Annotated in this window: 21 protein-coding genes and 1 tRNA gene; 10 read left to right on the plus strand and 12 right to left on the minus strand. The window is 38.6% G+C overall.

Translation table 11 applies throughout. The features are described from left to right. Positions 1-24: 24 nt before the first annotated feature. A complete protein-coding gene (gene dctP, locus ACLKML_RS13825) occupies positions 25-1,008 on the minus strand; it encodes a TRAP transporter substrate-binding protein DctP (protein WP_413285792.1) in 984 nt (327 codons plus the stop codon). Positions 1,009-1,039: 31 nt separating this feature from the next. Then, a complete protein-coding gene (locus ACLKML_RS13830; RefSeq protein ID WP_413285793.1) occupies positions 1,040-2,209 on the minus strand; it encodes a hypothetical protein in 1,170 nt (389 codons plus the stop codon). Positions 2,210-2,520: 311 nt separating this feature from the next. On the opposite strand from ACLKML_RS13830, the gene ACLKML_RS13835 reads away from it, so the two are divergent. Then, entirely contained in the window at positions 2,521-3,609 is a 1,089-nt protein-coding gene (locus ACLKML_RS13835) for a LacI family DNA-binding transcriptional regulator (RefSeq protein WP_413285794.1), read from the plus strand. 207 nt (positions 3,610-3,816) lie between these two features. On the opposite strand, the gene ACLKML_RS13840 is transcribed toward ACLKML_RS13835, so the two are convergent. The 3 genes from ACLKML_RS13840 to ACLKML_RS13850 form a co-directional block, all read right to left on the minus strand. Then, on the minus strand, positions 3,817-5,343 hold the full coding sequence (locus tag ACLKML_RS13840; RefSeq protein WP_413285795.1) for a tripartite tricarboxylate transporter permease: 1,527 nt from the start codon (positions 5,341-5,343) through the stop codon (positions 3,817-3,819). A 2-nt stretch (positions 5,344-5,345) separates the two neighbouring features. Beyond that, positions 5,346-5,828 carry a tripartite tricarboxylate transporter TctB family protein gene (locus ACLKML_RS13845; RefSeq protein ID WP_413285796.1) on the minus strand — a complete coding sequence of 161 codons (483 nt, stop codon included), beginning with the start codon at positions 5,826-5,828 and terminating at the stop codon, positions 5,346-5,348. Between the two features lie 82 nt (positions 5,829-5,910). Further along, positions 5,911-6,870, minus strand: a complete 960-nt coding sequence (locus ACLKML_RS13850) for a Bug family tripartite tricarboxylate transporter substrate binding protein (RefSeq protein ID WP_413285797.1) — start codon at positions 6,868-6,870, stop codon at positions 5,911-5,913. A 406-nt stretch (positions 6,871-7,276) separates the two neighbouring features. Here ACLKML_RS13850 and garL point away from each other — a divergent pair, with 406 nt between their 5' ends. The 5 genes from garL (at position 7,277) to ACLKML_RS13875 (ending at position 12,709) form a co-directional block, all read left to right on the plus strand. Beyond that, the gene (gene garL, locus ACLKML_RS13855) at positions 7,277-8,053 is read left to right on the plus strand and encodes a 2-dehydro-3-deoxyglucarate aldolase (RefSeq protein WP_413285798.1); all 777 of its coding nucleotides are present in this window, start codon (positions 7,277-7,279) and stop codon (positions 8,051-8,053) included. Positions 8,054-8,104: 51 nt separating this feature from the next. Next, positions 8,105-8,995 (plus strand): 2-hydroxy-3-oxopropionate reductase, encoded by an 891-nt coding sequence (gene garR / locus ACLKML_RS13860; RefSeq protein ID WP_413285799.1) that lies wholly within the window; start codon positions 8,105-8,107, stop codon positions 8,993-8,995. A 105-nt stretch (positions 8,996-9,100) separates the two neighbouring features. Next, on the plus strand, positions 9,101-9,877 hold the full coding sequence (gene hyi / locus ACLKML_RS13865; RefSeq protein ID WP_413285800.1) for a hydroxypyruvate isomerase: 777 nt from the start codon (positions 9,101-9,103) through the stop codon (positions 9,875-9,877). A gap of 178 nt (positions 9,878-10,055) precedes the next feature. After that, complete coding sequence (locus ACLKML_RS13870; protein ID WP_413285801.1) at positions 10,056-10,754, plus strand: FadR/GntR family transcriptional regulator; 699 nt, start codon at positions 10,056-10,058, stop codon at positions 10,752-10,754. 308 nt (positions 10,755-11,062) lie between these two features. Next, the gene (locus ACLKML_RS13875; protein ID WP_413285802.1) at positions 11,063-12,709 is read left to right on the plus strand and encodes a GGDEF domain-containing protein; all 1,647 of its coding nucleotides are present in this window, start codon (positions 11,063-11,065) and stop codon (positions 12,707-12,709) included. A 128-nt stretch (positions 12,710-12,837) separates the two neighbouring features. On the opposite strand, the gene ACLKML_RS13880 is transcribed toward ACLKML_RS13875, so the two are convergent. The 5 genes from ACLKML_RS13880 to rpsU form a co-directional block, all read right to left on the minus strand. Further along, positions 12,838-12,913, minus strand: a tRNA-Ile gene (locus ACLKML_RS13880). Positions 12,914-13,056: 143 nt separating this feature from the next. After that, entirely contained in the window at positions 13,057-14,910 is a 1,854-nt protein-coding gene (gene rpoD / locus ACLKML_RS13885; RefSeq protein WP_413285885.1) for an RNA polymerase sigma factor RpoD, read from the minus strand. An 87-nt stretch (positions 14,911-14,997) separates the two neighbouring features. After that, complete coding sequence (gene dnaG, locus ACLKML_RS13890) at positions 14,998-16,752, minus strand: DNA primase (RefSeq protein WP_413285803.1); 1,755 nt, start codon at positions 16,750-16,752, stop codon at positions 14,998-15,000. Positions 16,753-16,892: 140 nt separating this feature from the next. After that, a complete protein-coding gene (locus tag ACLKML_RS13895; protein ID WP_413285804.1) occupies positions 16,893-17,336 on the minus strand; it encodes a GatB/YqeY domain-containing protein in 444 nt (147 codons plus the stop codon). A 28-nt stretch (positions 17,337-17,364) separates the two neighbouring features. Then, a complete protein-coding gene (rpsU, locus tag ACLKML_RS13900; RefSeq protein WP_005421025.1) occupies positions 17,365-17,580 on the minus strand; it encodes a 30S ribosomal protein S21 in 216 nt (71 codons plus the stop codon). A 196-nt stretch (positions 17,581-17,776) separates the two neighbouring features. Between rpsU and tsaD the strand changes: the two genes are divergently transcribed. After that, positions 17,777-18,796, plus strand: coding sequence for a tRNA (adenosine(37)-N6)-threonylcarbamoyltransferase complex transferase subunit TsaD (tsaD, locus tag ACLKML_RS13905; protein WP_413285805.1), 1,020 nt, complete (start codon positions 17,777-17,779; stop codon positions 18,794-18,796). 14 nt (positions 18,797-18,810) lie between these two features. On the opposite strand, the gene plsY is transcribed toward tsaD, so the two are convergent. After that, positions 18,811-19,401: a glycerol-3-phosphate 1-O-acyltransferase PlsY gene (gene plsY, locus ACLKML_RS13910; RefSeq protein ID WP_413285806.1), complete on the minus strand. Its 591-nt coding sequence runs from the start codon at positions 19,399-19,401 to the stop codon at positions 18,811-18,813. A gap of 430 nt (positions 19,402-19,831) precedes the next feature. Between plsY and folB the strand changes: the two genes are divergently transcribed. From folB to ACLKML_RS13925, 3 genes are read left to right on the plus strand one after another with little or no spacing between them, the layout of a single operon-like run. After that, positions 19,832-20,194 carry a dihydroneopterin aldolase gene (folB, locus tag ACLKML_RS13915; protein WP_413285807.1) on the plus strand — a complete coding sequence of 121 codons (363 nt, stop codon included), beginning with the start codon at positions 19,832-19,834 and terminating at the stop codon, positions 20,192-20,194. Then, entirely contained in the window at positions 20,194-20,673 is a 480-nt protein-coding gene (gene folK, locus ACLKML_RS13920) for a 2-amino-4-hydroxy-6-hydroxymethyldihydropteridine diphosphokinase (RefSeq protein WP_413285808.1), read from the plus strand. Before folB ends, folK begins: the two co-directional genes overlap by 1 nt. Positions 20,674-20,686: 13 nt before the next feature. Continuing rightward, positions 20,687-21,496 carry an undecaprenyl-diphosphate phosphatase gene (locus ACLKML_RS13925; protein ID WP_413285809.1) on the plus strand — a complete coding sequence of 270 codons (810 nt, stop codon included), beginning with the start codon at positions 20,687-20,689 and terminating at the stop codon, positions 21,494-21,496. Positions 21,497-21,559: 63 nt separating this feature from the next. Here ACLKML_RS13925 and ACLKML_RS13930 read toward each other — a convergent pair whose 3' ends face one another. Further along, positions 21,560-22,783, minus strand: coding sequence for a multifunctional CCA addition/repair protein (locus tag ACLKML_RS13930; RefSeq protein WP_413285810.1), 1,224 nt, complete (start codon positions 22,781-22,783; stop codon positions 21,560-21,562). Positions 22,784-22,804: the final 21 nt, after the last annotated feature.

Genomic DNA, 22,804 nt, shown 5'->3' on the forward strand with positions numbered 1-22,804 from the left:
GCTTTAGTTGCTTAGTTAGTCGTTCTATCTACCTTGAATTTTAAAAATAGTTTCCAACAGTGGCGCTTTTACTGAATCAGCTAGTGCTTCGTCATACATTGGTTGCATACGGCTGATAAGTGGCGCTTTGTCGATGTCGATATATTTTACGCCCAGTTCAGATGCTGCTAATGCTTCTGACTTTTCGATCTGTTTTGCAACTGCTGAGAACGATTTTTGGGTTGTTTTGTTCATTTCTTCTTGAACAACTTTCAAATCTTCTTCAGATAATCTATCGCGGAAACGTTCACTGGTTACTAAGAAATCGGTTAAGCGTGTATGTTCAGTGCGAATAGCGTATTTCGCTACTTCACCAAATTTAACTTCCCATAATCCAGCCAACCCGCCTTCAGCGCCGTCGATAATACCTTGTTGTAGTGCTGGGTAGACTTCACCAAAGTCCATTGGTGTTGGTACACCACCAAGAGCACGGATAAGTTTCATATAGGTATCACTCGGTGAAGTTCTTAATTTTAAACCCTCTAAGTCTTCAAGCGTCGATACAGGTTGAGTTGTATACATACTTCTAAAACCATTACTTAAAAAGCCCATAGGGTACACATTTTTACTAGCGACGGAATCAAAGATAGTTTGACTCACTTCAGGGTTCAACATAGTTTGTTCGTATTCGTCTAAGCTTCTGAAAATATAAGGAAGATTGACTCCAGTAATTTCTGGTGCAAGGTTTTCTAGTGTCGCGCTATTAACCAAGCCCAAATCGATAACGCCACTTTGAATTTGTTGTAGGTACTGAGCTTGTCCACCTAAAGTGCCGTTCCAAAAAAAGCGAATATTAACGCGACCATCAGTACGTTCGTTTATATTTTGTCCCATTTCTGTCAGCAAAGTACCTGCAGCATCTTGACTAGGAATGTTTGCAGCAAATTTATAGGTTTTTGCTTGTGCCGCGCCGACACTGAGTGCTAAAGCCGTTCCTAATAGTGCTAGTTTAGTCGTTATACTTTTCATTATATTTACCTCTTGTTCACGTTATTTAGTGTTACCAAAAAAGTTTGTTGTGTCCTAATGCTCGTGCAACAGCTTCAAAATAATAATAATCACCGTACGGTAGCATTGAGTTTGCTAAATGTTCTTGGTTGTGAGTTTTAGCATTGGGTATGTGAGATGCAGCATTAGATAGTAACCCTTGAGCTGATTCTGTGCTCGTCAGGTCATAGTTTTCTCGTAGTGCCAATAGCATTGTTTTAGCCAAATCATAGTAATACTCAGCTAAAGATGAATTGTTAGTTTTGGTAAAATATTCTGCCAATATAAATAGGCCAGCAGACGTAATGGAACCAGCGGAAGTATCTTTATAACGAGTTTCGCCCTCTGTTAATAAATAGTCCCATTCAGGCACCATATCTGGAGTGATTTTACTCAACATATATTCAGTTAACTTGACGCTTTCTTGAGCGTAACGGTCATCACCAGTCATTAGTGCCATTTGTGCAAAACCGTGAATAGCCCATGCTTGTCCGCGACTCCAACATGATTCATCAGCAAAACCTTGATGCGTACAACCTTTTATAGGCTGATTAGTACGAGTATCAAAGTCAAACGTATGATAAGTACTATAATCATCACGTATTAAGTATTTCATCGAGGTTTCTGCTTGGCCAATTGCAACTTGTTTAAAGGATTCAACGTTGGTTTCTGCATAAGCCCACATTAGTAAAGACAAGTTTTGCATACAATCGATAATTATTTTGCCTTGCACACTTTCTGCGTGTGCTTTGTCTTCTGCTCCTGCGGTCCAGGCTACTAAGTAATTTCCGTTCCAGTTGTAACGATTTCTCAATGCTTCTGCTGCTCTTAAAGCCAGATTTTTAGCATCTTGATTACCGGTTAACTTATAATCAGCCACGGCAGATAAACTGTATTCAAATCCAAGATCATGATTTAACCACAGTGGGTTATTTAGAATATTTTGGAAATGTGCGTTACGCATACGAGCGTTGTTTTTCAGTTCTTGTTTACCGGTAAACAAATACGCTAGCCAAAGCTGACCTGTCCAAAATGAGTCAGTCCAAAAATAATCTTCAGGGTAGAGCCATGTAAAATCATTAGGACCCGCACCCACCATCGGATTACGTATCCCGATCACCGACATATTTCGCTCTACGCTTGCGATAATGTCTTGTTTGATCGTTTCTAACGTCTGGTTCATAAATAAAGCCTCAACAAAATAATTATGTAGAAAATATGAAACGTTTCATAAAATGGATTTCTTATGGAGCGTTTGTACAATACAAGTACATTCTCACATCGAACTGTTACTAGGATTACCTAGATTTAATCTATTTTCCGTGATCTTGTTCATATTATGAAACATCTCATTTTTATGAAACGTTTCATCTTTTAAGGTAAAATGACTTGAATTAACTAAGAAGATGCATTACAACTAGTCAGGTCGAAACATAAGAAGACAGATTGCTGACCACATTGTTTATTTAAATCTTGCTCGAGTAGGAAAACCTTTTGAAAGCATTAGACAAATCACGTAAAAAACCCACGTTAGATCAGATAGCTGCACTTGCTGGCGTGTCCAAAACAACTGTGTCTCGAGTCTTAAATGGGAGTGATTTAGTAAAGCGTGATGTTGCTCAGAAAGTTGAAACTATTATCACTGAAATTGGTTATGTAAAGCGTAAAACCTCTCTTGAGATACCGATGAATCTGGACAAAATTACGGTGTTTTGTGATGACTCTGCTTTTGCTCCTCATACCTTTTACGGGACGTTACTGAATCAACTTAAAGTCGAGGCAAGTAAACTGTCCATCGTGCTGGAAATGTCGGTATTAAATCCAATTAACAACTCTCATTCACTCAAAGATAAGCTCGCTAAAACCCAATCTCTGCTCATCTTGGGTAACCCTAACGAAGAATTGCTCCACTTAACCCAACAAGAGAAAGTCCCAGCAGTTATCATTAATGGTGTCGACCCTAAAATGCAAACGCCAAGTATTTCACCTGATTATGAATTTGGCGCGTTTATGGCAACGGAATACCTATTGGCGAAAGGACATAAAAAAATCAAGTTAGTCACAGCCAATGATCGACACTCTACTTATCAAAGAACCAGTGGTTTTTTACGTGCGTTAAGCATGGCTGGCGTAGAGCATGATCCTAAAGAATCAGTTATAGATTTTGTGCATTATGCAGATAGAGTAAAACCGTTAAGAGGATTACAAGGTAAGGATTTGATCCGTAATTCTATGGGCGATTTTGGCGCTAGAGAAATCATTCCTTTATTGCTAGAGGAAAACCGCTTTGATGACTGTACCGCGATACTGTGTCTTTGTGATATGGTCGCTTTATCTATTATTGAAGCGTTATCCAGTATAAATAAACGAGTCCCAGAAGACATTTCGGTAGTAGGGTTTGATAACCTTAGCGTGAGTGCTATTTCAACTCCCCCATTAACAACATTGACTACTGACTACAATAGAATTGCTCAATCGGCTATCTATAAATTGATCACGGCAATTAGCTCTCCCAATATAGTTGCGACACGTTCATCGGTAATGTTTGAAATGATTGAGCGAGAGTCTGTTGCCATTCGATAGGCTCTGATATTTCGAAATAAAATTCAAGATAAGGTTTTAGCTATAATATGAGTTCACTAGAAATCTCATATTAAAAAATTAAAGTTAAAACAGCCCAAACCAGTGAAATTAATTGTTTAAAAATTAAAAGCAACCTGGATTTGGGCGTTGTTAGTTCATTGTATATCCGTCTAGCGATATTAACTAGTTGTAGTAATTAATGACGAATTAGGCTTTCGCTGACACAGGACTAGTTATTGGCTTTTTAATCGCTAAGAAATAGATAAAAAATCCAGTTAATACAATGAAGAATAAGCTATCCAAATTGGTAAGAAATGTCATTGGATTACCGTTAGATAAAGCCAGAGATGTTCTAAAAAATTCTTCAAGATCTGGGCCTAAAATAAATCCTAAGAGCATTGTTACAATTGGAAAGTCGTTTTTTCTCATGTAATAAGCAATAACACCTATAAGTAACGTTACTCCCATTTGAAATGGAGAATATGTTGCAACATAGCTTCCTACAACAGATAAAAGAGCAATAGAACCATAAAGTACGTCTTTTCTGATGGATACTATTTTAATAAAGTATGGACCGATTAAAAATAGTGTTAAAGGGACCATTACTACTGCACTAAAGAGTAGCGATGCAAGCATTGGCGCAATTAAAGTAGCTTGTTCAGCCATTAATTGTGGTCCGGGTTGGATGCCGTTAATAATCAATACCCCAAGAACAATCGCGGTAATTGGATCTCCGGGAATACCAAAAGTTAACATAGGTACCATAGCACCACCACATACTGCGTTGTTTGCCGCTTCTGCTGCAGCTATTCCTTTAGGGTTTCCTTTACCGAAAGAATCTGGATCTTTAGACGTTCTCACTGCTTCAACATAGGATAAGAAGCTTCCCATTGAACCACCAGCCCCAGGTAATGTGCCAACTAAAAAACCGATGAGTGCGGATTTCACATAACACAGTACCCCTATTTTTTTGATATCAGATAAAGGAGGTAAGAAGTCACGACGACGTACACTACTTACATTTTTTAATGCCTCTTTAATTTGATCTTTTTGATTTAATTTACTTGCCTGACTTAGAATTTCACTAATAGCAAATGCACCTATTATAATGGGCATTAGTTCTATACCAGCGGTTAATTCTGGTACACCATATGTGAATCGAGTCATAGGTACCATTGAGTCTAAACCAATTGTTGCAGTCATTAATCCTAGACAGAGTGCCACAGAGGCTTTCAGTATTTTTCCACGTTGAGATATAACGATAACTACCACTGCGAAAGCAATGAGTGAAAATTTCCCGGTGGTTTTTACCAGTAATGCAACCTGTGCTATGTATGGTGCTAAGGCAATAAGTAAAAGGGCACCTAATGCTCCACCAATCATAGAGCCAAGAGAAGCATGCCCTAATGCTAATGCACCTTTCCCTTGCTGTTGAAGCGGGTAACCATCTAATGCAGTCATCATGGATGATGGAGCACCAGGTATATTTATTGTTGTTGCGGTAATACTACCACCACACATTCCAGCCATATATATACTTGCACATGCCATCAGTGAAGTAGTTACATCAAGGCTATACGTCAACGGAAGAAGTAATGCTAGTGCTAACGTTGCAGTTAACCCAGGTATTGCAGAAAATATGGTTCCAATAAAAAAACCTAAGACTACATATATCAAGGTAACTGGTTGAAATAATAGTGAAAAACTGCTAAATACCATTAATATAAAATCCATGACTATACCTCTAGTGTTGGTAGTCGAATGCTAAATAGTTGTTCAAAAATCAAATAGCCTATAACAACTATAACAATAGAAATTAATAGCTTAGAAAGTAAAGCGTCTTTATTTCCTGAAAAAAGAGCAATGATTGAGAACACATATAAGATCGATGATAAGAAGTAGCCAATAATACTAAACAGTGTAATGTAAATTGCGGTAATGAATACGACTAACCATACTTTGCGATCTCCAATATCGGTTAACGTTTTTCTTGGCGAAGTTTGTTGTGTCAGGGTGTTTTTTTTGATGTTGTTTCGTAGAACTAATCCACTAAATATGGTTGCGCACGCTCCTAAGACTAGAGGAAAAAAAGATGGCTCAATACTTCCGTTGTCGATAGGAGGTCCAAGTGAAAATGCGGTACCAAAATAAAATAAAGAAACAAAAAATGTAATAATATAAAAACCAGAGCTTTTTATATGCTCAATTTTACAAGACATATATATTCCCTCAGATGAGTCCTTTCAAAAGAAAGGACTATAAATTTAACATGTTCAATATCTAATAAATGCAGGCAATATTTTAGAGATCGAATTCGTCCATAACAGAAAATGTGGTGGTTTGTAGATCTGTTATCCATTCTGAGGTTTGTTTAGAATCTAGCCAGCTTGGTGTTACACCCACTTTAGCTACCCACTCCTGAAATTCTTTACTTTCATAAGCTTTTTTGTAGGCAGATTCTAATATAGCGATTACGTCGTCTGGTGTTCTATTGGGAGCAGAAATTAGAATGAAACTTCCGGTTTCGATTTTGTAACCTAACGAACTGATTGGTGGAACGGAAGGGAACGATGGGTTTTGCTCTGAAGATAATTCAACCAAACCTTTTGCATCACCAGATGAGATAATTCCGTTGAAATCTCCCAGACTCGAAATAGCCGCATCTAATTCACCTGATAATAATGCTTCGGCTTCAGCAGTAGACGAACCTGGATATGAAATGACGTTAAAATCAACGTTGAGCATTTTCTCTAAACGCTTAATTGCAAGGTATGGACCAGAACCTTTGGGTGCAACACCTACCCGTACTGTATTAGGGTTTTTCTTAGCAGCTGCGATAACTTCAGTTAACGAATTGAAACCTGATTTCTTCGAAACGACAAAAGCATCGGCTTCTTTAGTTATACGGGCAATTGGTTTCATTTTATCTAGCGAATATCCAGGCACCATATTACCGCGCGGTAAGGTAATAATACTGTCATAAGTTAGTACACCTATTGTATGGCCATCCGGACGTGATTTCGTCATCTGCATTAAGCCGGTAGCTGTGATGGCTCCTCCAATATTTTCTACGTAAATTGAATTCGGGAGTTCTTTTTCCGCGATATTACTTATTTTTCTAGATATTGCATCCGCACCTCCGCCTGCTGGCCAAGGCACAATCATTCTTATATCCCTGGTTGGAAAGACCGCAGCACTGACGGAAGAGGCTAAAAGTATTCCTGATAGCAAGAAGCTCAATCTCATTTTCATCGATTTCATTACAGTTTCACCTTATGGCTAGTTGATATTTATATTTATATTTTTAATTAGGACGTACTTGATGTTCTAAATGCATGCTACCACTGTAAAGTTGTATAAATAAATATAGATTTGGTTGTTTTGTGATCAGAAGGTAATTCAAAAAAATACTTAAAGTGTGATTCTCATTGCATAAATTTGTGTTTTAAATTCAATTACAATACCATTAATGTTTTAAGTTATTGATTTAAAATATTAGTTTTTAGTTTCTTTGTTGGGTTAGGGAAATTTTATTTCTTACATATCATATTATGAATATATGAACCACTTCACAAATTAGTATTTATTAGTATTTATTAGTATATAAGAATGTGAGTAATCAGATAATATTGCTGTGAATAAAACTGATATCTAAATAGGAACAACTATGAACAAAACTCAATATCCAAATAACTTTCGTCAAAAGCTTCGTAATTGTGAGCAACTTATTGGTTGTTGGAGCAGTATAGGATCTCCAATTACAGCGGAAATGTTGGGGTTAGCAGGTTTTGATTGGTTATTGCTTGATGCTGAACATGCACCTAACGATGAGCTTTCACTAATCCCACAATTAATGGCATTGAAAGAAAGTACATCAGCACCAATTGTACGTATCCACTCAATTGATCCAGTTATGATTAAGCGAGTACTCGACTTAGGTTTTTACAATATATTAGTCCCATTTGTAGAAACTAAGGAAGATGCAATTAAGGCTGTCTCTGCTACCCGCTATCCTCCAGAAGGAATTCGTGGAGTGTCGCTATCACATCGCGGTAATGCCTATGCCACCATCAAAGATTATTTTAAATCTGCTAATGACAATATTGCCGTCATTGTTCAAATAGAAAATCAATATGGCTTGGATAATCTCATTAACATCCTTGCTGTTGATGGAATTGATGCGGTATTTGTTGGACCGAGTGACCTTGCTGCCTCTTTAGGTCATTTAGGCGATATTAATCATCCAGATGTTCAGTCAGCAATTAAACAAGTATTTAAGACAGCGAAAGAATTTGGAAAACCGTCTGGAATTCTTACTGGTTCAGAAGAAGACGCAAGGCGCTATATGTCTTGGGGAGCAACTTTGGTTGCTGTAGGCGCAGACGTAGGTTTGTTTAGATCTGCGACGCAAAACTTGGCAGAAAAATTCATTAACAAAAGTTAATTTTGCTCAATGAAAGCTAATAAGTACTTAATAAATTAAAAAGGAAATATTATGAAAGTGGGTTTTATCGGTTTAGGAATAATGGGTAAACCAATGAGCAAGAATTTGCTCAAAGCTGGTTATGATGTGATTGTTTATGATTTTAACAAAGAAGCAGTAGAAGAGTTGAATAATGCAGGTGCAGAAACAGGCTTAAACGCCAAGAATGTAGCTGAACGATGTGAAGTCATTGTCACTATGTTACCTAACTCACCACATGTTGAATCTGCAGCACTTGGTGAAAATGGCATTATTAAGGGAGCAAAACCAGGCACAACAGTTATTGATATGAGCTCAATTAATCCTATAGCAAGCCAAAAAATAGGTAATGCGCTCGCTGAAAAGAATATTAATTTGATAGATGCTCCAGTGAGTGGCGGTGAACCTAAAGCTATTGATGGAACGTTATCGGTTATGGTTGGTGGTGATAAAGCATTATTTGACAAATATTTCGATGTAATGAAAGCGATGGCTGGTTCTGTTGTGCATACAGGTAAATTGGGTGCAGGTAATGTAACCAAACTAGCGAATCAAGTCATTGTTGCTGTAAATATAGCGGCTATGTCAGAAGCGTTTTCACTTGCTACAAAAGCAGGTGTTGATCCTGAATTAGTATTCGAAGCGATTCGAGGTGGGTTAGCTGGTAGTACAGTGCTCGAAGCAAAAGCTCCAATGGTACTAAGTCGTAATTTTGAACCAGGATTTCGTATTGACTTGCATATTAAAGACCTGACAAATGCTTTAGATACTTCACATGAATTGGGAGCTCAGTTGCCGTTAACCGCAGCAGTTATGGAAATGATGCAGGCACTACGAAATGACGATAAAGGGGTATGTGATCACGCTGCACTTGCTCTTCATTATGAAAAACTAGCTCACGTAACAATTGAAAGTTTTCAATAAGCATGTTTTTCAATGGACATAATTGATTATAAACATAACCTGCAATTGCCATTGAGATGATCAAATTTTTGATCATCTCAATTCAAATGTTATTAGGAGTAAAGAATGTATAAATTTGCAGCTAACTTATCTATGTTATTCACTGAATACGATTTCATGTTACGTTTTGAAGCCGCAGCTAAATCTGGTTTTGAAGGCGTCGAATATCTATTTCCTTATGATTACCCTTCCAGCGATATTGCAAATGAGTTAAAAAAACACAAATTAACTCAAGTGCTTTTCAATCTTCCTTCTGGTAACTGGAGCGCAGGTGAACGTGGTATTGCTTGTCATCCAGATCGAATTGATGAGTTCCGCTCTGGGGTAGCCCAAGCGATAGAATACGCACATGCATTGGATTGTAAAAAAGTAAATTGTTTAGCAGGGAAAAAACCAGCAACAGTATCGGATGAAGATGCCCATATAACATTGGTCGAAAATTTACGTTTTGCAGCAGAAGAACTGAAAGCAGCTGGTATTGAGTTAGTTTTTGAAGCAATAAATACTATTGATATTCCAGGCTTTTTTGTCAACAGTACAGAGCAAGCGAAAAAAATTCAGATTGATGTCGATAGCAGTAATTTAACACTTCAATATGATATTTATCATATGCAGATAATGGAAGGTGACTTGGCTCGGACTATTGAAAATAACTTACCTATTATTGGTCACTTGCAACTTGCAGATAACCCTGGTCGAAATGAACCTGGAACTGGTGAAATAAATTATAGTTTTCTATTGAAATATCTTGAATCGATTGGTTATCAAGGGTGGATTGGATGTGAATACAATCCTAAAACAAACACCTTAGATGGTTTAGATTGGATAAAAAAATACGTTTAGCTTGGAGTTGCGTTAATCTTGTTTATTCAGTCTTTCATAATTATGCGGTAAACAACCTATTAGTTTGCCGCATATTGTCAATTGACAATATCTTGTTTACTTCTCCAGATTCAATTCTCAAACAACCTATGCTACATTGACGCCATTACTACATTGACGCAGTATTTTCGGTATTAGTATGTCTAATAACAATTCAAAACCAATAAAATCAATGGCTTCTATTATTTATGAAAAAATATTGAGTTGTATCATTGATGATTATGAAATTAACAGTAAATTGCCGACTGAAGCGAGATTAAGTGAAACTTATGGTGTATCTCGCACGATAATAAGAGAAGCACTTACGCGCTTAAAAGAAGACGGCTTAGTGGTCTCTCGTCGAGGGTCTGGAAATTTTGTGGTTCAAAAACCAGAAAGTACAGTATTAAAATTTGCTGCTGTTTCGAGTATTTTAGATATTCAGAGATGCTTCGAGTTTCGAATTCATTTGGAAAGTGGTGCTGCTAGATTGGCGGCAGGTCGTCGAACAGAGCAGCAATTAAAAAACTTAATTGATGCCTCAGAAGCGATTTATCTGGCAAATAAAAATAATAATTTGGCGACAGATGATGATTATCGTTTTCACTATTCTGTTGCGATGGCTTCTAATAATGAATATTACAGTAAGGTATTTTCTTCACTGCAGGACAACATAAGACAAGGAATGAATTTAACTCGTACACTTTCGTTACACTCTTCAAATAAACGTTTTGAAATAGCTCAAAAAGAACATGAAGATATTGTTCAAGCGATCGTAGATCAAGATGAAGATGCTGCTGAACTCGCTATGAGGACTCATCTCAGAAATGCTCGTATAAGGATGTTTGAAGGCTTGTAAGTTCAGGGTTTAACATTATTCCTCTACTATATTGCTAATTTTTCAAGATATTAGCTCTCCCAATATAGTTGCGACACGTTCATCGGTAATGTTTGAAATGATTGAGCGAGAGTCTGTTGCTCGCTGCTTTCCAGATTAGTTTAAACATGTGTACATCAATTTGAGCAAATTAAGGATTAGTTTGTTAGGTAGAAACTAACGCAAACCCGGAAGTGAGTTGTTTCTATTAGATATGAAAATTGTTTCCAGATTGTTATAAAGTCGTCTATGCTATCCTTTATACCAATTTTAGGAATCATTCTAACTCTATGCGGATTTTGGTTTTGCTTGTTAGCCTGTTAGCCATAGGTGTGCAATCTGGTTTTGCCTCTTCTGTACAAATTAATCGGGACCAGATGGTATTAGCCGATGACTTTGCATCATGGTATCGCATGCCTCAGCTTACTCAACCTGTCGATTTTCTTACTTTAAAAAATCATATCAAATCAGCTCAAAAAGTAGAGTCAACATTTGGCGAAGAAGGCGCGTTTGCTCTGCGCCTTGAGGTAGAAAACTCTAATTCACTACCATTAGCTCAAGTTGTTACTATTAACGCAAATTACCTGGATCAAGGGTGGGGATATTGGCAGTCGGGTGATAGCCAAGTTAACAAAGTGTTTAATTTTGATCAATTAAGTGGTGAAGGTATTCGGCAGTTACATAAACAAAGTTTTCCCTTGTCGTTGGTCGCAGAAGAGAAAGGAATACTTTGGCTTTATGTTGAAGCGAAGAAATTTCCAACGGAAATACATATCACTTTGCAATCCGAACATCAATTTTATAATCGGCTGTTCCGAGATAATACGCTTACGTTGAGCTCTATAGCCGTTATGCTGACATTAGGTATGATTTCCTTGTTTGGCTACCTTCGTACACAACACCCTATTACGTTGGCTTGTGCTGGTTATGTTGGATTACATGGTTTAGGTTGGTTTGCGGCATCTGGGGCTTGGGGGTATCTACTGCCAACTGGTGGTCTGAATCCAGTGTATTTTGGAATTATTTTATTCCCATTTGCCATCGCATTTGCAAGTTATTACACTCGATTACTATTTAATTTCCCACAACATTTTGTATCTCTCAATAAATTCTTTAAAGGAATGAGTTGGCTGTGTGTGGCTATTGGTACGCTTACCATTTTTGTCCCGTTTTCTCTTGCTTTTCTGTTAGCACATTTAATCGCAGTGGTTTGGGTGCCAACAATGATTTTTACCGGTGTCCTAATGGTGCAAAAAAAAGATTTCGTTGCAAAATATTATTTGATAGGCAGTTGTTGTTACGGTGTTTCTCTAACGTATTATGTTTTAGTCCATTTTAAACAATTGCCTTTTCAATCTTCAATGGAAACTTTAGTAGTCATTGCTCTGGCAATTGATTGTTTTTGTATTTTACTTTCTTTAACTGAATGGTTAAGGCTTCAACAAAGACAATACCAGGAAACTTATGCTCAATCTCGGGTCGATAGTTTGACGGGACTTGGTAACAGATTAGGGTTCAATGACGCGATTAAACAATTAAAGCATCGCCCTTATTGTTTGGTGTTTATTGATTGCGATGGTTTAAAAAGTATTAATGATACTTATGGGCATGATGGTGGAGACCGCTTTTTAAAAAAAGCGAGTTACCTTATGCAGACACATCTTGAAGATTTGGGGCCAGTTTACCGTACTGGTGGGGATGAATTTGTTTGGTTAGTTAAAGTGCATAAACCTCAACATGTTGAAATTCTATATTCCAAAGTGACGCAGCGAATAATTGATGTCGAAGCTGGAATAAAAGGCTCTGACTGGCCTATGGCAGGCCTTAGCTTTGGTATAGCAACCAGTTTTGAATGCAGAAGTTTTTCTGATTGTTTGAACTTAGCTGATAAAAGAATGTATCAACATAAACGAGGTAAGCAGGTTGTCAAAGCTTGAGGGCAAGGTCTCTCGTTTCTGTTTACCCGAAGAGCTTTATTACTTGGCAATAAAAAACTACTTGGCAATAAAAATTACTTGGTAATAAAAAAGGCCTGAGAACGAAAACGCTCTCAGGCCTTTAAATTTGGTGGCCCCTCGCAGATTTGAACTGCGGACCGATCGATTATGAGTCGAGCGCTCTAACCACTGAGCTAAGGGGCCAAATTAGGTTGACGATTATAGGGGATGTTATCCAAGCTGTCTAGATGCTTTATAGGTCAATTGCGCTTAGTTTTTATCCACTTAAACCAAATTTAATAAAAAAGGTGAGCAACTGCTCACCTTTTAATCAAAAATTATCTTTTCTATTCGTCTAGGAAGCTACGCAGAGTTTCTGAGCGGCTTGGGTGGCGAAGCTTACGTAGTGCTTTGGCTTCTATTTGACGAATACGTTCACGAGTAACGTCGAATTGCTTACCTACCTCTTCAAGAGTGTGGTCGGTATTCATGTCAATACCAAAACGCATACGCAATACTTTTGCTTCACGAGGCGTTAGCCCTGCTAGAACGTCTTTTGTCGCGACTTTTAAGCTACCAGAGGTGGCGGAGTCGAGAGGTAGTTCTAACGTGGTATCCTCAATAAAGTCACCTAAATGCGAATCTTCGTCATCACCAATTGGTGTTTCCATCGAGATTGGCTCTTTGGCAATTTTAAGTACTTTGCGAATTTTGTCTTCTGGCATTTGCATGCGTTCAGCAAGTTCTTCTGGTAGTGGTTCACGTCCCATCTCTTGCAACATTTGGCGAGAGATCCTGTTCAATTTATTGATTGTTTCTATCATATGAACAGGAATACGTATGGTACGAGCTTGGTCAGCAATCGAGCGAGTGATTGCCTGACGGATCCACCATGTTGCGTAGGTCGAGAATTTATAACCACGACGATATTCGAACTTGTCTACCGCTTTCATTAGACCGATGTTACCTTCTTGGATTAAATCCAAGAATTGCAGACCACGGTTGGTATATTTCTTAGCGATAGAAATAACCAAACGTAAGTTAGCTTCAACCATTTCTTTCTTCGCACGGCGAGCTTTCGCTTCACCAATAGACATGCGACGACTGATATCTTTAATGGTTTGAACCGGTAATGATGTCTCTTTTTCGATAGTTCGCAGTTTAAGAATACTACGTCGAATATCTTCTTCGTTGCGTTTTATCTTTTCCGCATAAGGTTTATCTGAGGCAAGAGCTTGATCTAGCCATGCATCAGAGGATTCGTTACCAGTAAAGGCCTGAACAAAAGTCTTCTTCGGCATTTTTCCGTATTCTACACATTGACGAATAATTAATCGTTCTTGTGTACGAACACGTTCCATTGAAGTACGCAGTTCATTAACTAGGTAATCAAATTGTTTTGGGATCAGACGAAACTCTCTAAATACTTCCAGTAATGCTTCTTTTGCATCAGCCGTTTGGTTGCTTTCGCGACCATATTCGTTGATAGCAAGTTGCATATCTTGATAAGTATTCCGAAGTGAAGTGAACTTTTCTAAAGCAAGTTCAGGATCGATGCCTGTATCTTCTTCTTCATCGTCTTCATCACTATCTGCGTCTTCATCATCGGCATCTTCTAGATCTGATGTAGCAAGTTCTGAACCAATGTGAGTGGCAGTTGGTGCGGCAGAACCATCATCATTCGGATCAACAAATCCAGAGATAATATCGGTCAAGCGTAACTCTTCTGCTTGAACTTTATCAAACTGTTCAAGAACATAAGAGATAGTACCTGGATATTCAGCGACAGAGCATTGAACTTGGTTGATACCATCTTCAATACGCTTAGCTATATCAATTTCGCCTTCGCGAGTTAGTAGTTCCACTGTCCCCATTTCACGCATATACATGCGAACAGGGTCTGTAGTACGACCAATTTCGCTCTCTACACTCGAAAGTGCAGCAGCGGCTGCTTCAGCAGCATCTTCATCAGTGATGTTGTTATCTTCATTGATGGACATTTCATCTGCATCTGGTGCAGTTTCAACGACTTTAATACCCATGTCGTTGATCATTTGAATGATATCTTCAACCTGTTCAGAATCTACGATTTCTGCAGGTAAGTGGTCATTTACTTCGGCGTAGGTCAGATAGCCTTGTTCCTTACCCTTAATGACAAGTAACTTTAGCTGTGACTGCGGATTTTGATCCATAGACGATATCCAACTTGAGGTCTGTGTGATGGTGAAAGGTTGCGAATTGCGAACCGCCAATTATAACAAATATAAACAGTGCTGACTACTACAGGGTTACGCTTTTAAGTCTAGCATTAACGCTAGTAGCTCCCTTTTCTCTTCGGTTGATAAACCGACACTTCTTTCTCGTGCCTGCAAAGCTTCAATTTGTTTCTCGATACACTGGTAAATTATTTTGTCCAATGAATCTAAAAATATATCTCTTTCGTTATCTTCATCCTTATTTAAAGGGATAGTCCAACTTGCTAGACGAGACAACATTCTTTCATTTTTGTCGTTGCGCCAATTCTCTAAAAGTTGACCTGTGGTTATATGGGGATCTGATAAGCATTTATCAAGCACTTCTATCAATAAACTTAATCCAGGAATGGCTATATCTTGAACACTTGTGAGATCAGGCACTTCTACACTATAGTTCGGATTTTGAACTAAGAGAGCAATAACTACACGCATTGGTGTTTTTGCTATCTTTTGTGGGGCCTTATTCTGGTTAGCCTTAACTTTTTTTGAGCTATTTTGATGCTCTAAGAATATCCCTGTTTTTTGACCTAATATTTTAAACAGCTGACCTTGTAAGTGTTCATCTGGGATTTTTTCAATAAGTGGAACCGATAATGCAGAAAGGGCAGCTTTACCTTCATCACTTCCAACTTGTACTTGATCAGTTAGGTTATTAAAAAAATACTCAGAAAGCGGAGTTGCCTCTTTGACTTTTTTCTCAAACGCCTCTTTGCCATGAGTTCTAATAAAGCTATCTGGATCATCGCCATCAGGTAGAAAAAGAAACTTAAGAATATTGCCACTTTTTAGATAACCGAGTGCATTTTCTAATGCTCGCCATGCTGCTTCTCTTCCTGCGCGATCTCCGTCGTAACAGCAAACAACGGTGTTTGTTTGTCTAAACAAAAGTTGTAAGTGATCACCAGTGGTCGATGTACCTAATGAAGCGACAGAATAATCGACACCATATTGAGCTAATGCGACAACATCCATGTAACCTTCAACCACTAATACTTGAGGCGGTTCTCGGTAGGCTTGCAGCACTTCATATAATCCATAAAGTTCTTTTCCTTTATGGAATATTGGTGTTTCTGGCGAGTTGAGATACTTTGGCGTTCCATCACCTATAACTCGACCACCAAAGCCGATAACACGTCCACGACGGTCGTGTATGGGAAACATGATCCTACCACGGAAGCGATCATAACGATTGCCTTTGTCGTTTTCTATTAACATACCACCGCTGACTAGCATATCTTGAGCGGTTTTGTGCTGGCCAAAGTTCTTACGAACGGCGTCCCATTCATCTGGTACAAATCCGATACCAAATTTTTGTACTACTTCACCGGAAAGTCCACGATCTTTTAAGTAATCGATAGCATGTTTGTTTGCTGATATTTTTAATTGTGAACGGTAAAACTGAGCAATACTTCCCATTAAATCATATAGATTACGTTTTTCCTCAGAATTGGCACGAGGAGCATTGCTAAATTGTCCGCTGTTTCTTTGTTCTCTTGGGACTTCTAAGCCTAATCCTGAGGCGATTTCTTCGATGGCCTCAACGAAATCTAATCGATCAAACTCCATAACAAAGTCGATAGAGTTTCCGTGTACACCACAACCAAAGCAGTGATAAAACTGTTTTTCTTGGCTTACAGAGAAGGAAGGCGTTTTTTCGTTATGAAAAGGACAACAAGCACCGTAATTTTTGCCCTTTTTCTTTAATTTTACGCGGGAATCAACAATATCGACGATATCAACTCTTGCAAGCAAATCGTCTATGAAATGTCGTGGGATATGTCCAGCCATAAAACCTTACTGTGTTAAATAACTTATTATACCAATTTTTAGAGCTAATTTATTTACGGTGTTAACTCATTAGTATACAGAGACAAAACAAGCCGTGTATTCAAAAAGAATAGCACGGCTTGTTCAATTGATTTGGGACGTTAAGCTAGTTTAGAACGAACTAAACCACTTACTTTACCCATGTCTGCTCGCCCTTGAATTTGCGGCTTAAGCACACCCATTACTTTACCCATGTCTTGCATGCCCGCAGCACCAGATTCAGATATTGCACTTTCAACTAGTGCGCTCACTTCTTGTTCTGATAGCGGTTGAGGCATAAATTCCTCAAGTACAGTAATTTCTGCTTTCTCAGCATCAGCTAAATCTTGACGATTTGCTGTTTCAAATTGCGAGACAGAATCACGACGTTGCTTAACCATTTTCGTTAATATTGCTACGATGTCATCGTCGGTCAGAGTGATCCGCTCGTCAACTTCTCGTTGCTTAATTGCTGAAAGGGCTAAACGAATAGTGCCAAGGCGTAATTTATCCTTGGCTTTCATCGAAACTTTCTGCTCTTCTTTGAGTTGGTCAATAAGAGCCATAACTAATTCCTTTCGTGGGACTCAGTTATTAGTACAAACGTACGCGACGAGCGTTTTCGCGAGATAGCTTCTTAGCGTGACGCTTTTGAGCTGCTGCTTTAGCGCGTTTGCGTACTGTAGTAGGTTTTTCATAATGCTCACGACGGCGAACTTCTGAAAGGATACCTGCTTTTTCGCAAGAGCGTTTGAAACGACGTAATGCAACGTCGAACGGTTCGTTTTCACGTACTTTAACTACTGGCATATGCCTTTCACCTCAGGGGTTATTCGTTAATGCTAATTTTTAGGACTCAAATCGCTATTGATTGGTCGTTAATCAGCTAAATCAAAAATGGTGCGGAATTTTAATCCGATCAGTGTGCCTTTGTAAAGTATTATCGTGGTCAAATTTTGTTAGATTAGGTAATATTGGCCTAATTTCCGATTTCAATGAGAAAACGATGCGTATTTTAGGTATTGAAACGTCATGTGATGAAACAGGCGTTGCCATTTATGATGATGAGAAAGGGTTGCTTTCTCATCAATTATACAGCCAAGTAAAGTTACACGCTGATTATGGTGGCGTGGTTCCCGAATTAGCGTCAAGAGATCACGTAAAAAAAACGATCCCTTTGATTAAAGAAGCTTTAAAACAAGCGAATTTAAGCCAAAAGGATATTGATGGGATAGCTTATACTGCTGGCCCAGGCTTGGTTGGTGCACTTTTAGTTGGAGCGACAATTGGTCGAAGTATCGCGTATGCGTGGGATGTTCCTGCTATTGCGGTACATCACATGGAAGGTCATTTATTAGCCCCTATGCTCGAAGATAACCCGCCACCTTTTCCGTTTGTCGCGTTGTTGGTTTCTGGTGGGCATACCATGATAGTGGAAGTGAAAGGCATCGGTGACTATAAAATTTTAGGCGAATCTATTGATGATGCAGCCGGTGAAGCCTTTGATAAAACAGCCAAATTAATGGGACTCGATTACCCTGGTGGGCCGTTGCTTTCTAGGTTGGCGGAAAAAGGGACTCAAGGTCGATTTAAATTCCCGCGGCCAATGACAGATCGGCCAGGGTTAGATATGAGCTTTTCTGGCTTAAAAACGTTTGCCGCCAATACGATTCGAGCGAATGATGATGATGAGCAAACTCGAGCAGATATAGCTTATGCGTTTCAAGAAGCCGTTTGTGCGACTTTGGCAATTAAATGTAAGCGAGCGTTAGAACTCACTGGAATGAAACGAATCGTAATTGCTGGCGGTGTGAGTGCAAATAAGCAATTGCGAGTGGAATTAGAAGGTTTAGCCAAAAAAGTAGGTGGTGAAGTCTTCTATCCAAGAACCGAATTTTGTACTGATAATGGTGCAATGATTGCTTATGCAGGAATGCAACGCTTAAAGAATAATGAATCTTCAGATTTGTCTGTTAAGGCTCAGCCTCGTTGGCCAATCGATCAGTTATCGCCTATCAATAATTGATTCGTTCTTAAAGCTTAAGAAGCTGAGCCAATTTTTGGCTCAGTTCCATCGATTAAACGACGAATGTTATCTTGGTGCCGGAGTAAAATTAAGCAGCACAACATTGCAACAGGAAGTGTATAAAGAGGTTTAAACATCCAAGCGTAAAATGGAGCTAATAGCGCTGTAATGATAGCGGCAAGCGATGAGTATCGAGTAACTAAGGCTGCGATAAGCCAAGTAATTCCAAGTAAGCCTGTTAACCCCCAACCGATAGGTGCAATTGCTCCTATTGCTGTTGCAACCCCTTTACCTCCCCTAAAATGGAAAAAAATAGGATAGATATGGCCTAAACAGGCTGAAATACCAATTAAGCCTAAATAAAGTGGCTCAACAGTAAAGTAATAACTTATCCATACGGGAATGGTACCTTTGAGCATATCAACGAGTAAAACAGCAGTAGCTGCGGACTTTCCTCCAATGCGTAATACGTTGGTGGCACCTGGATTATTAGAACCATTTTCTCTTGGATCGGGAAGTTTCAGAAAGCGACAAATTAATACCGCACTCGATATCGAACCTAATAGATAGGCAAAGATGATCATACCAAGTGACAGTGGTGTCATATATATCCTTAATGGTTAAAACAAAAGTATCTAATTAATAGTTTCTTTCGAGCATAAAGTATAGCTCGTTTGAAAATAATACGTTTTTTTATCTTCATATGTTATCCGACCTGTATAACAAAACTAGAAATTTTATTTTTTATGGGAATAATTTAGTGAAATTTCTTCAAATTCATATTCGTTACTTCGCGAGATACTTTTACTCATGTAAACTGACAATTCTCGTAAACTAAATAACGAACTTATATTGGCTTAATTTGCTCATGCCATTGTGTGGCTTAAACGGTAGTTGAGTGTTGGTATTTTTCGTTGCTAGATTAGCTGGAATAGAGCAATCGGTCGAACATCACCGTTAGTTGAATATCACAGTGATAGCGAAGATCTTGCAATATAAAACTCAGTATTTTACCTAGAATGAATAGGAACAAAAATGTCATTTGATAAAGTGTTTATTGAAAAATTAGAAGTAATAACGACTATTGGTGTTTATGACTGGGAACAGGAAATAAAACAGAAGTTAGTACTTGATATCGAGATGGCTCATAATAATAAACCAGCTGGAAAAAGTGATGATGTTAAAGATGCTCTTGATTACGCACAAGTAAGCCAAGCGGTTATCTCTCACATAGAAAATGGTCGATTTTTATTAGTAGAACGTGTAGCAGAAGAGGTTGCTGAATTAATTATGATGCAGTTTTCGGTACCTTGGATACATATTCGCTTAACCAAACCAGGGGCTGTACCACAAGCATCAGGGGTTGGAGTAGTAATAGAACGTGGCGCTAAAGACTGATGACAACAGTTTATATTGGTGTTGGGACAAATATTGAGAGAGAAAAACATGCAAACGCCGCTATTGAAGCGCTTTCTTCAATGACGAAGCAATGTCGTGTTTCACCTATCTATGAATGTGAGTCGCTAGGGTTTGATAGCACGCCATTTTATAACTTTGTTGTTGAGCTAAAAACAACTGAAAGTTTGGCTGATTTTTCGCAATTAATGCGCAGTCTCGAAATGAAGTGGGGAAGAAGCCCCGTGGCTAAAAAGTTTCAAGATAGAAGCTTAGATTTAGACATTTTATTATTTGGCAATGAAGTGTCATTATCGTCACCAATCGTACCGCGAGAAGATATATTTAAGTACCCATTTGTCATTCAGCCTTTGTATGATCTTGCGCCTGATTTGATTATTCCGCTAGATGGTCGAAAAGTGAAAGATATTTGGCAGAATATGAATAACCTTAACGCTTTGAGAAAAATAGAATTAATTTAATAATGGAATTGTAATGACATATTTTGAAGCATTTATACTTGCCTTAGTACAAGGCTTTACAGAGTTTCTTCCTATTTCTAGTTCTGCCCATTTAATATTGCCATCGGTAATACTAGGTTGGGAAGATCAAGGACTTGCGTTCGATGTTGCTGTGCATGTGGGGACGTTGGCTGCGGTGGTGATTTATTTTAGAAGTGAAGTTGTAACGCTTTTAAGTGCTCTGTTTTCTTCTATATTTAAACGCCAGCATTCAAAAGAAAGCAAGTTAGCGTGGATGTTAGTTTTAGCTACTATTCCAGCCTGTGTGTTTGGGTTGTTTATGAAGGATATTATAGAAATTTATCTTAGAAGTGCATGGGTTATTGCTACTACCACAGTAGTATTTGCGCTGCTTCTTTGGTGGGTAGATAATCGCGCTAAAATGAACAGTGATGAGTATCAAGTGGATAGTAAAAAATCGCTTATTATCGGTATTGCTCAAGCACTGGCGATGATTCCTGGTACATCTCGTTCAGGTGCGACTATTACCGCTGCTCTTTATTTAGGCTTTACTCGAGAAGCGGCTGCGCGTTTTTCTTTTTTAATGTCTATTCCTATTATTATTCTTGCTGGTGGTTACCTTGGGTTAAAGTTAGTGAGTAGCGCTGAACCAGTGCACTTAGGTTTTTTATTGACTGGCATAGTGACATCGTTTGTTAGTGCATATATTTGTATTTTCTTTTTCTTAAAACTTATTTCTAAAATGGGTATGTTACCGTTTGTCATTTATAGATTGATATTAGGTTTTGGTCTGTTTGGCTTTTTGTTATTTGGTGGACACTAATAGAATAAAGCGTAATAGAGAATAAAGAGAGCAATGGCTTCTTTATTTTCTATTACTGTCTAATTATTTAGGCGGAAGAATGTTCGTAATAGCAGTAACTCGTCTCTTGTCTAATTCTTCACGGATACCTTGCCCCTTAAACCCGTCTTTAATCACATCTTGCACGTTCACACTTAATGCTGCTTTATACGCGTTTTCAAAGCGTTTTTTTTGAGGGTAATCTGACTGTTGGTGGCCAGTGCGCCCTTGGCTATCAGCCACACAAGCAATAAGTACCTGTTCAAGCTTTTCTGGTTTTCGCCATACATCGAGTTTATTTAATATCTTAAGATAGGTTGCCGGTTTGAGTTCTTCTGCCCTGTGTATATTGGTATGTTGAGCACAAACCGCGAGAGCTATCTCTTTATAATCATTGGGCACTCTAACCCTATCGCAGAGCGATTTAATAATTGCAAGGCCTGTATGAGCATGCATTTTGTGACTTGGCCATTCTGATTGCGGTGTTACGCCTTTACCCAGATCATGTACTTGCGCAGCAAAGCGAACTATTGGTGAGTTTGTTAGTTGCGCTGCTTGCTGAGTAACCAGTAGAGTATGAATACCTGTATCAATTTCTGGATGCCATTTTTCTGGTTGAGGCACACCAAATAGACAATCTAATTCTGGTAAAATAACCGCTAGTGCACCGCATTCTTTGAGCACTGAGAGGAAAACATCAGGTCGTTCAGTTTTTAAGGATTTATGCCATTCTTGCCACACTCTTTCTTGGGTAAGGTGTGCCAGTTCTCCTGATGTTACCATTGCTTTCATTAATTCCATTGTTTCTGGGGCAATAGTAAAGCCTAAAGTAAAAAACCTTGCGGCGAAGCGAGCGACACGTAATATCCGCAATGGATCTTCGGCAAAGGCTGTAGAAACATGACGAAGTAGGCGATGATTAAGATCTTTTTGACCATCAAATGGGTCAATTATTATACCGTGATTATCTTGTGCCATTGCGTTAATAGTAAGATCGCGACGCATCAGATCATCTTCTAATGAAACATCGCTAGAAAAATGACATTGAAAACCCTTATAGCCAACACCAGATTTACGTTCTGTTCTGGCTAAAGCGTATTCTTGCTTGGTTTTGGGGTGTAGAAAGACAGGGAAATCTTTGCCAACGGTATGGAAGCCACGAGACAGCATTTCATCAACTGTGGAGCCAACAACAACCCAGTCATGATCGTCACAGGGTAAATTCAGTAATTTGTCTCGGACAGCGCCGCCAACAAGATAGGTTTGCACGCAAGGCTCCTTAGTAAAAAC

This window comes from Vibrio sp. MA40-2, from assembly GCF_047302445.1.
In the GTDB taxonomy this organism is placed as follows: domain Bacteria; phylum Pseudomonadota; class Gammaproteobacteria; order Enterobacterales; family Vibrionaceae; genus Vibrio.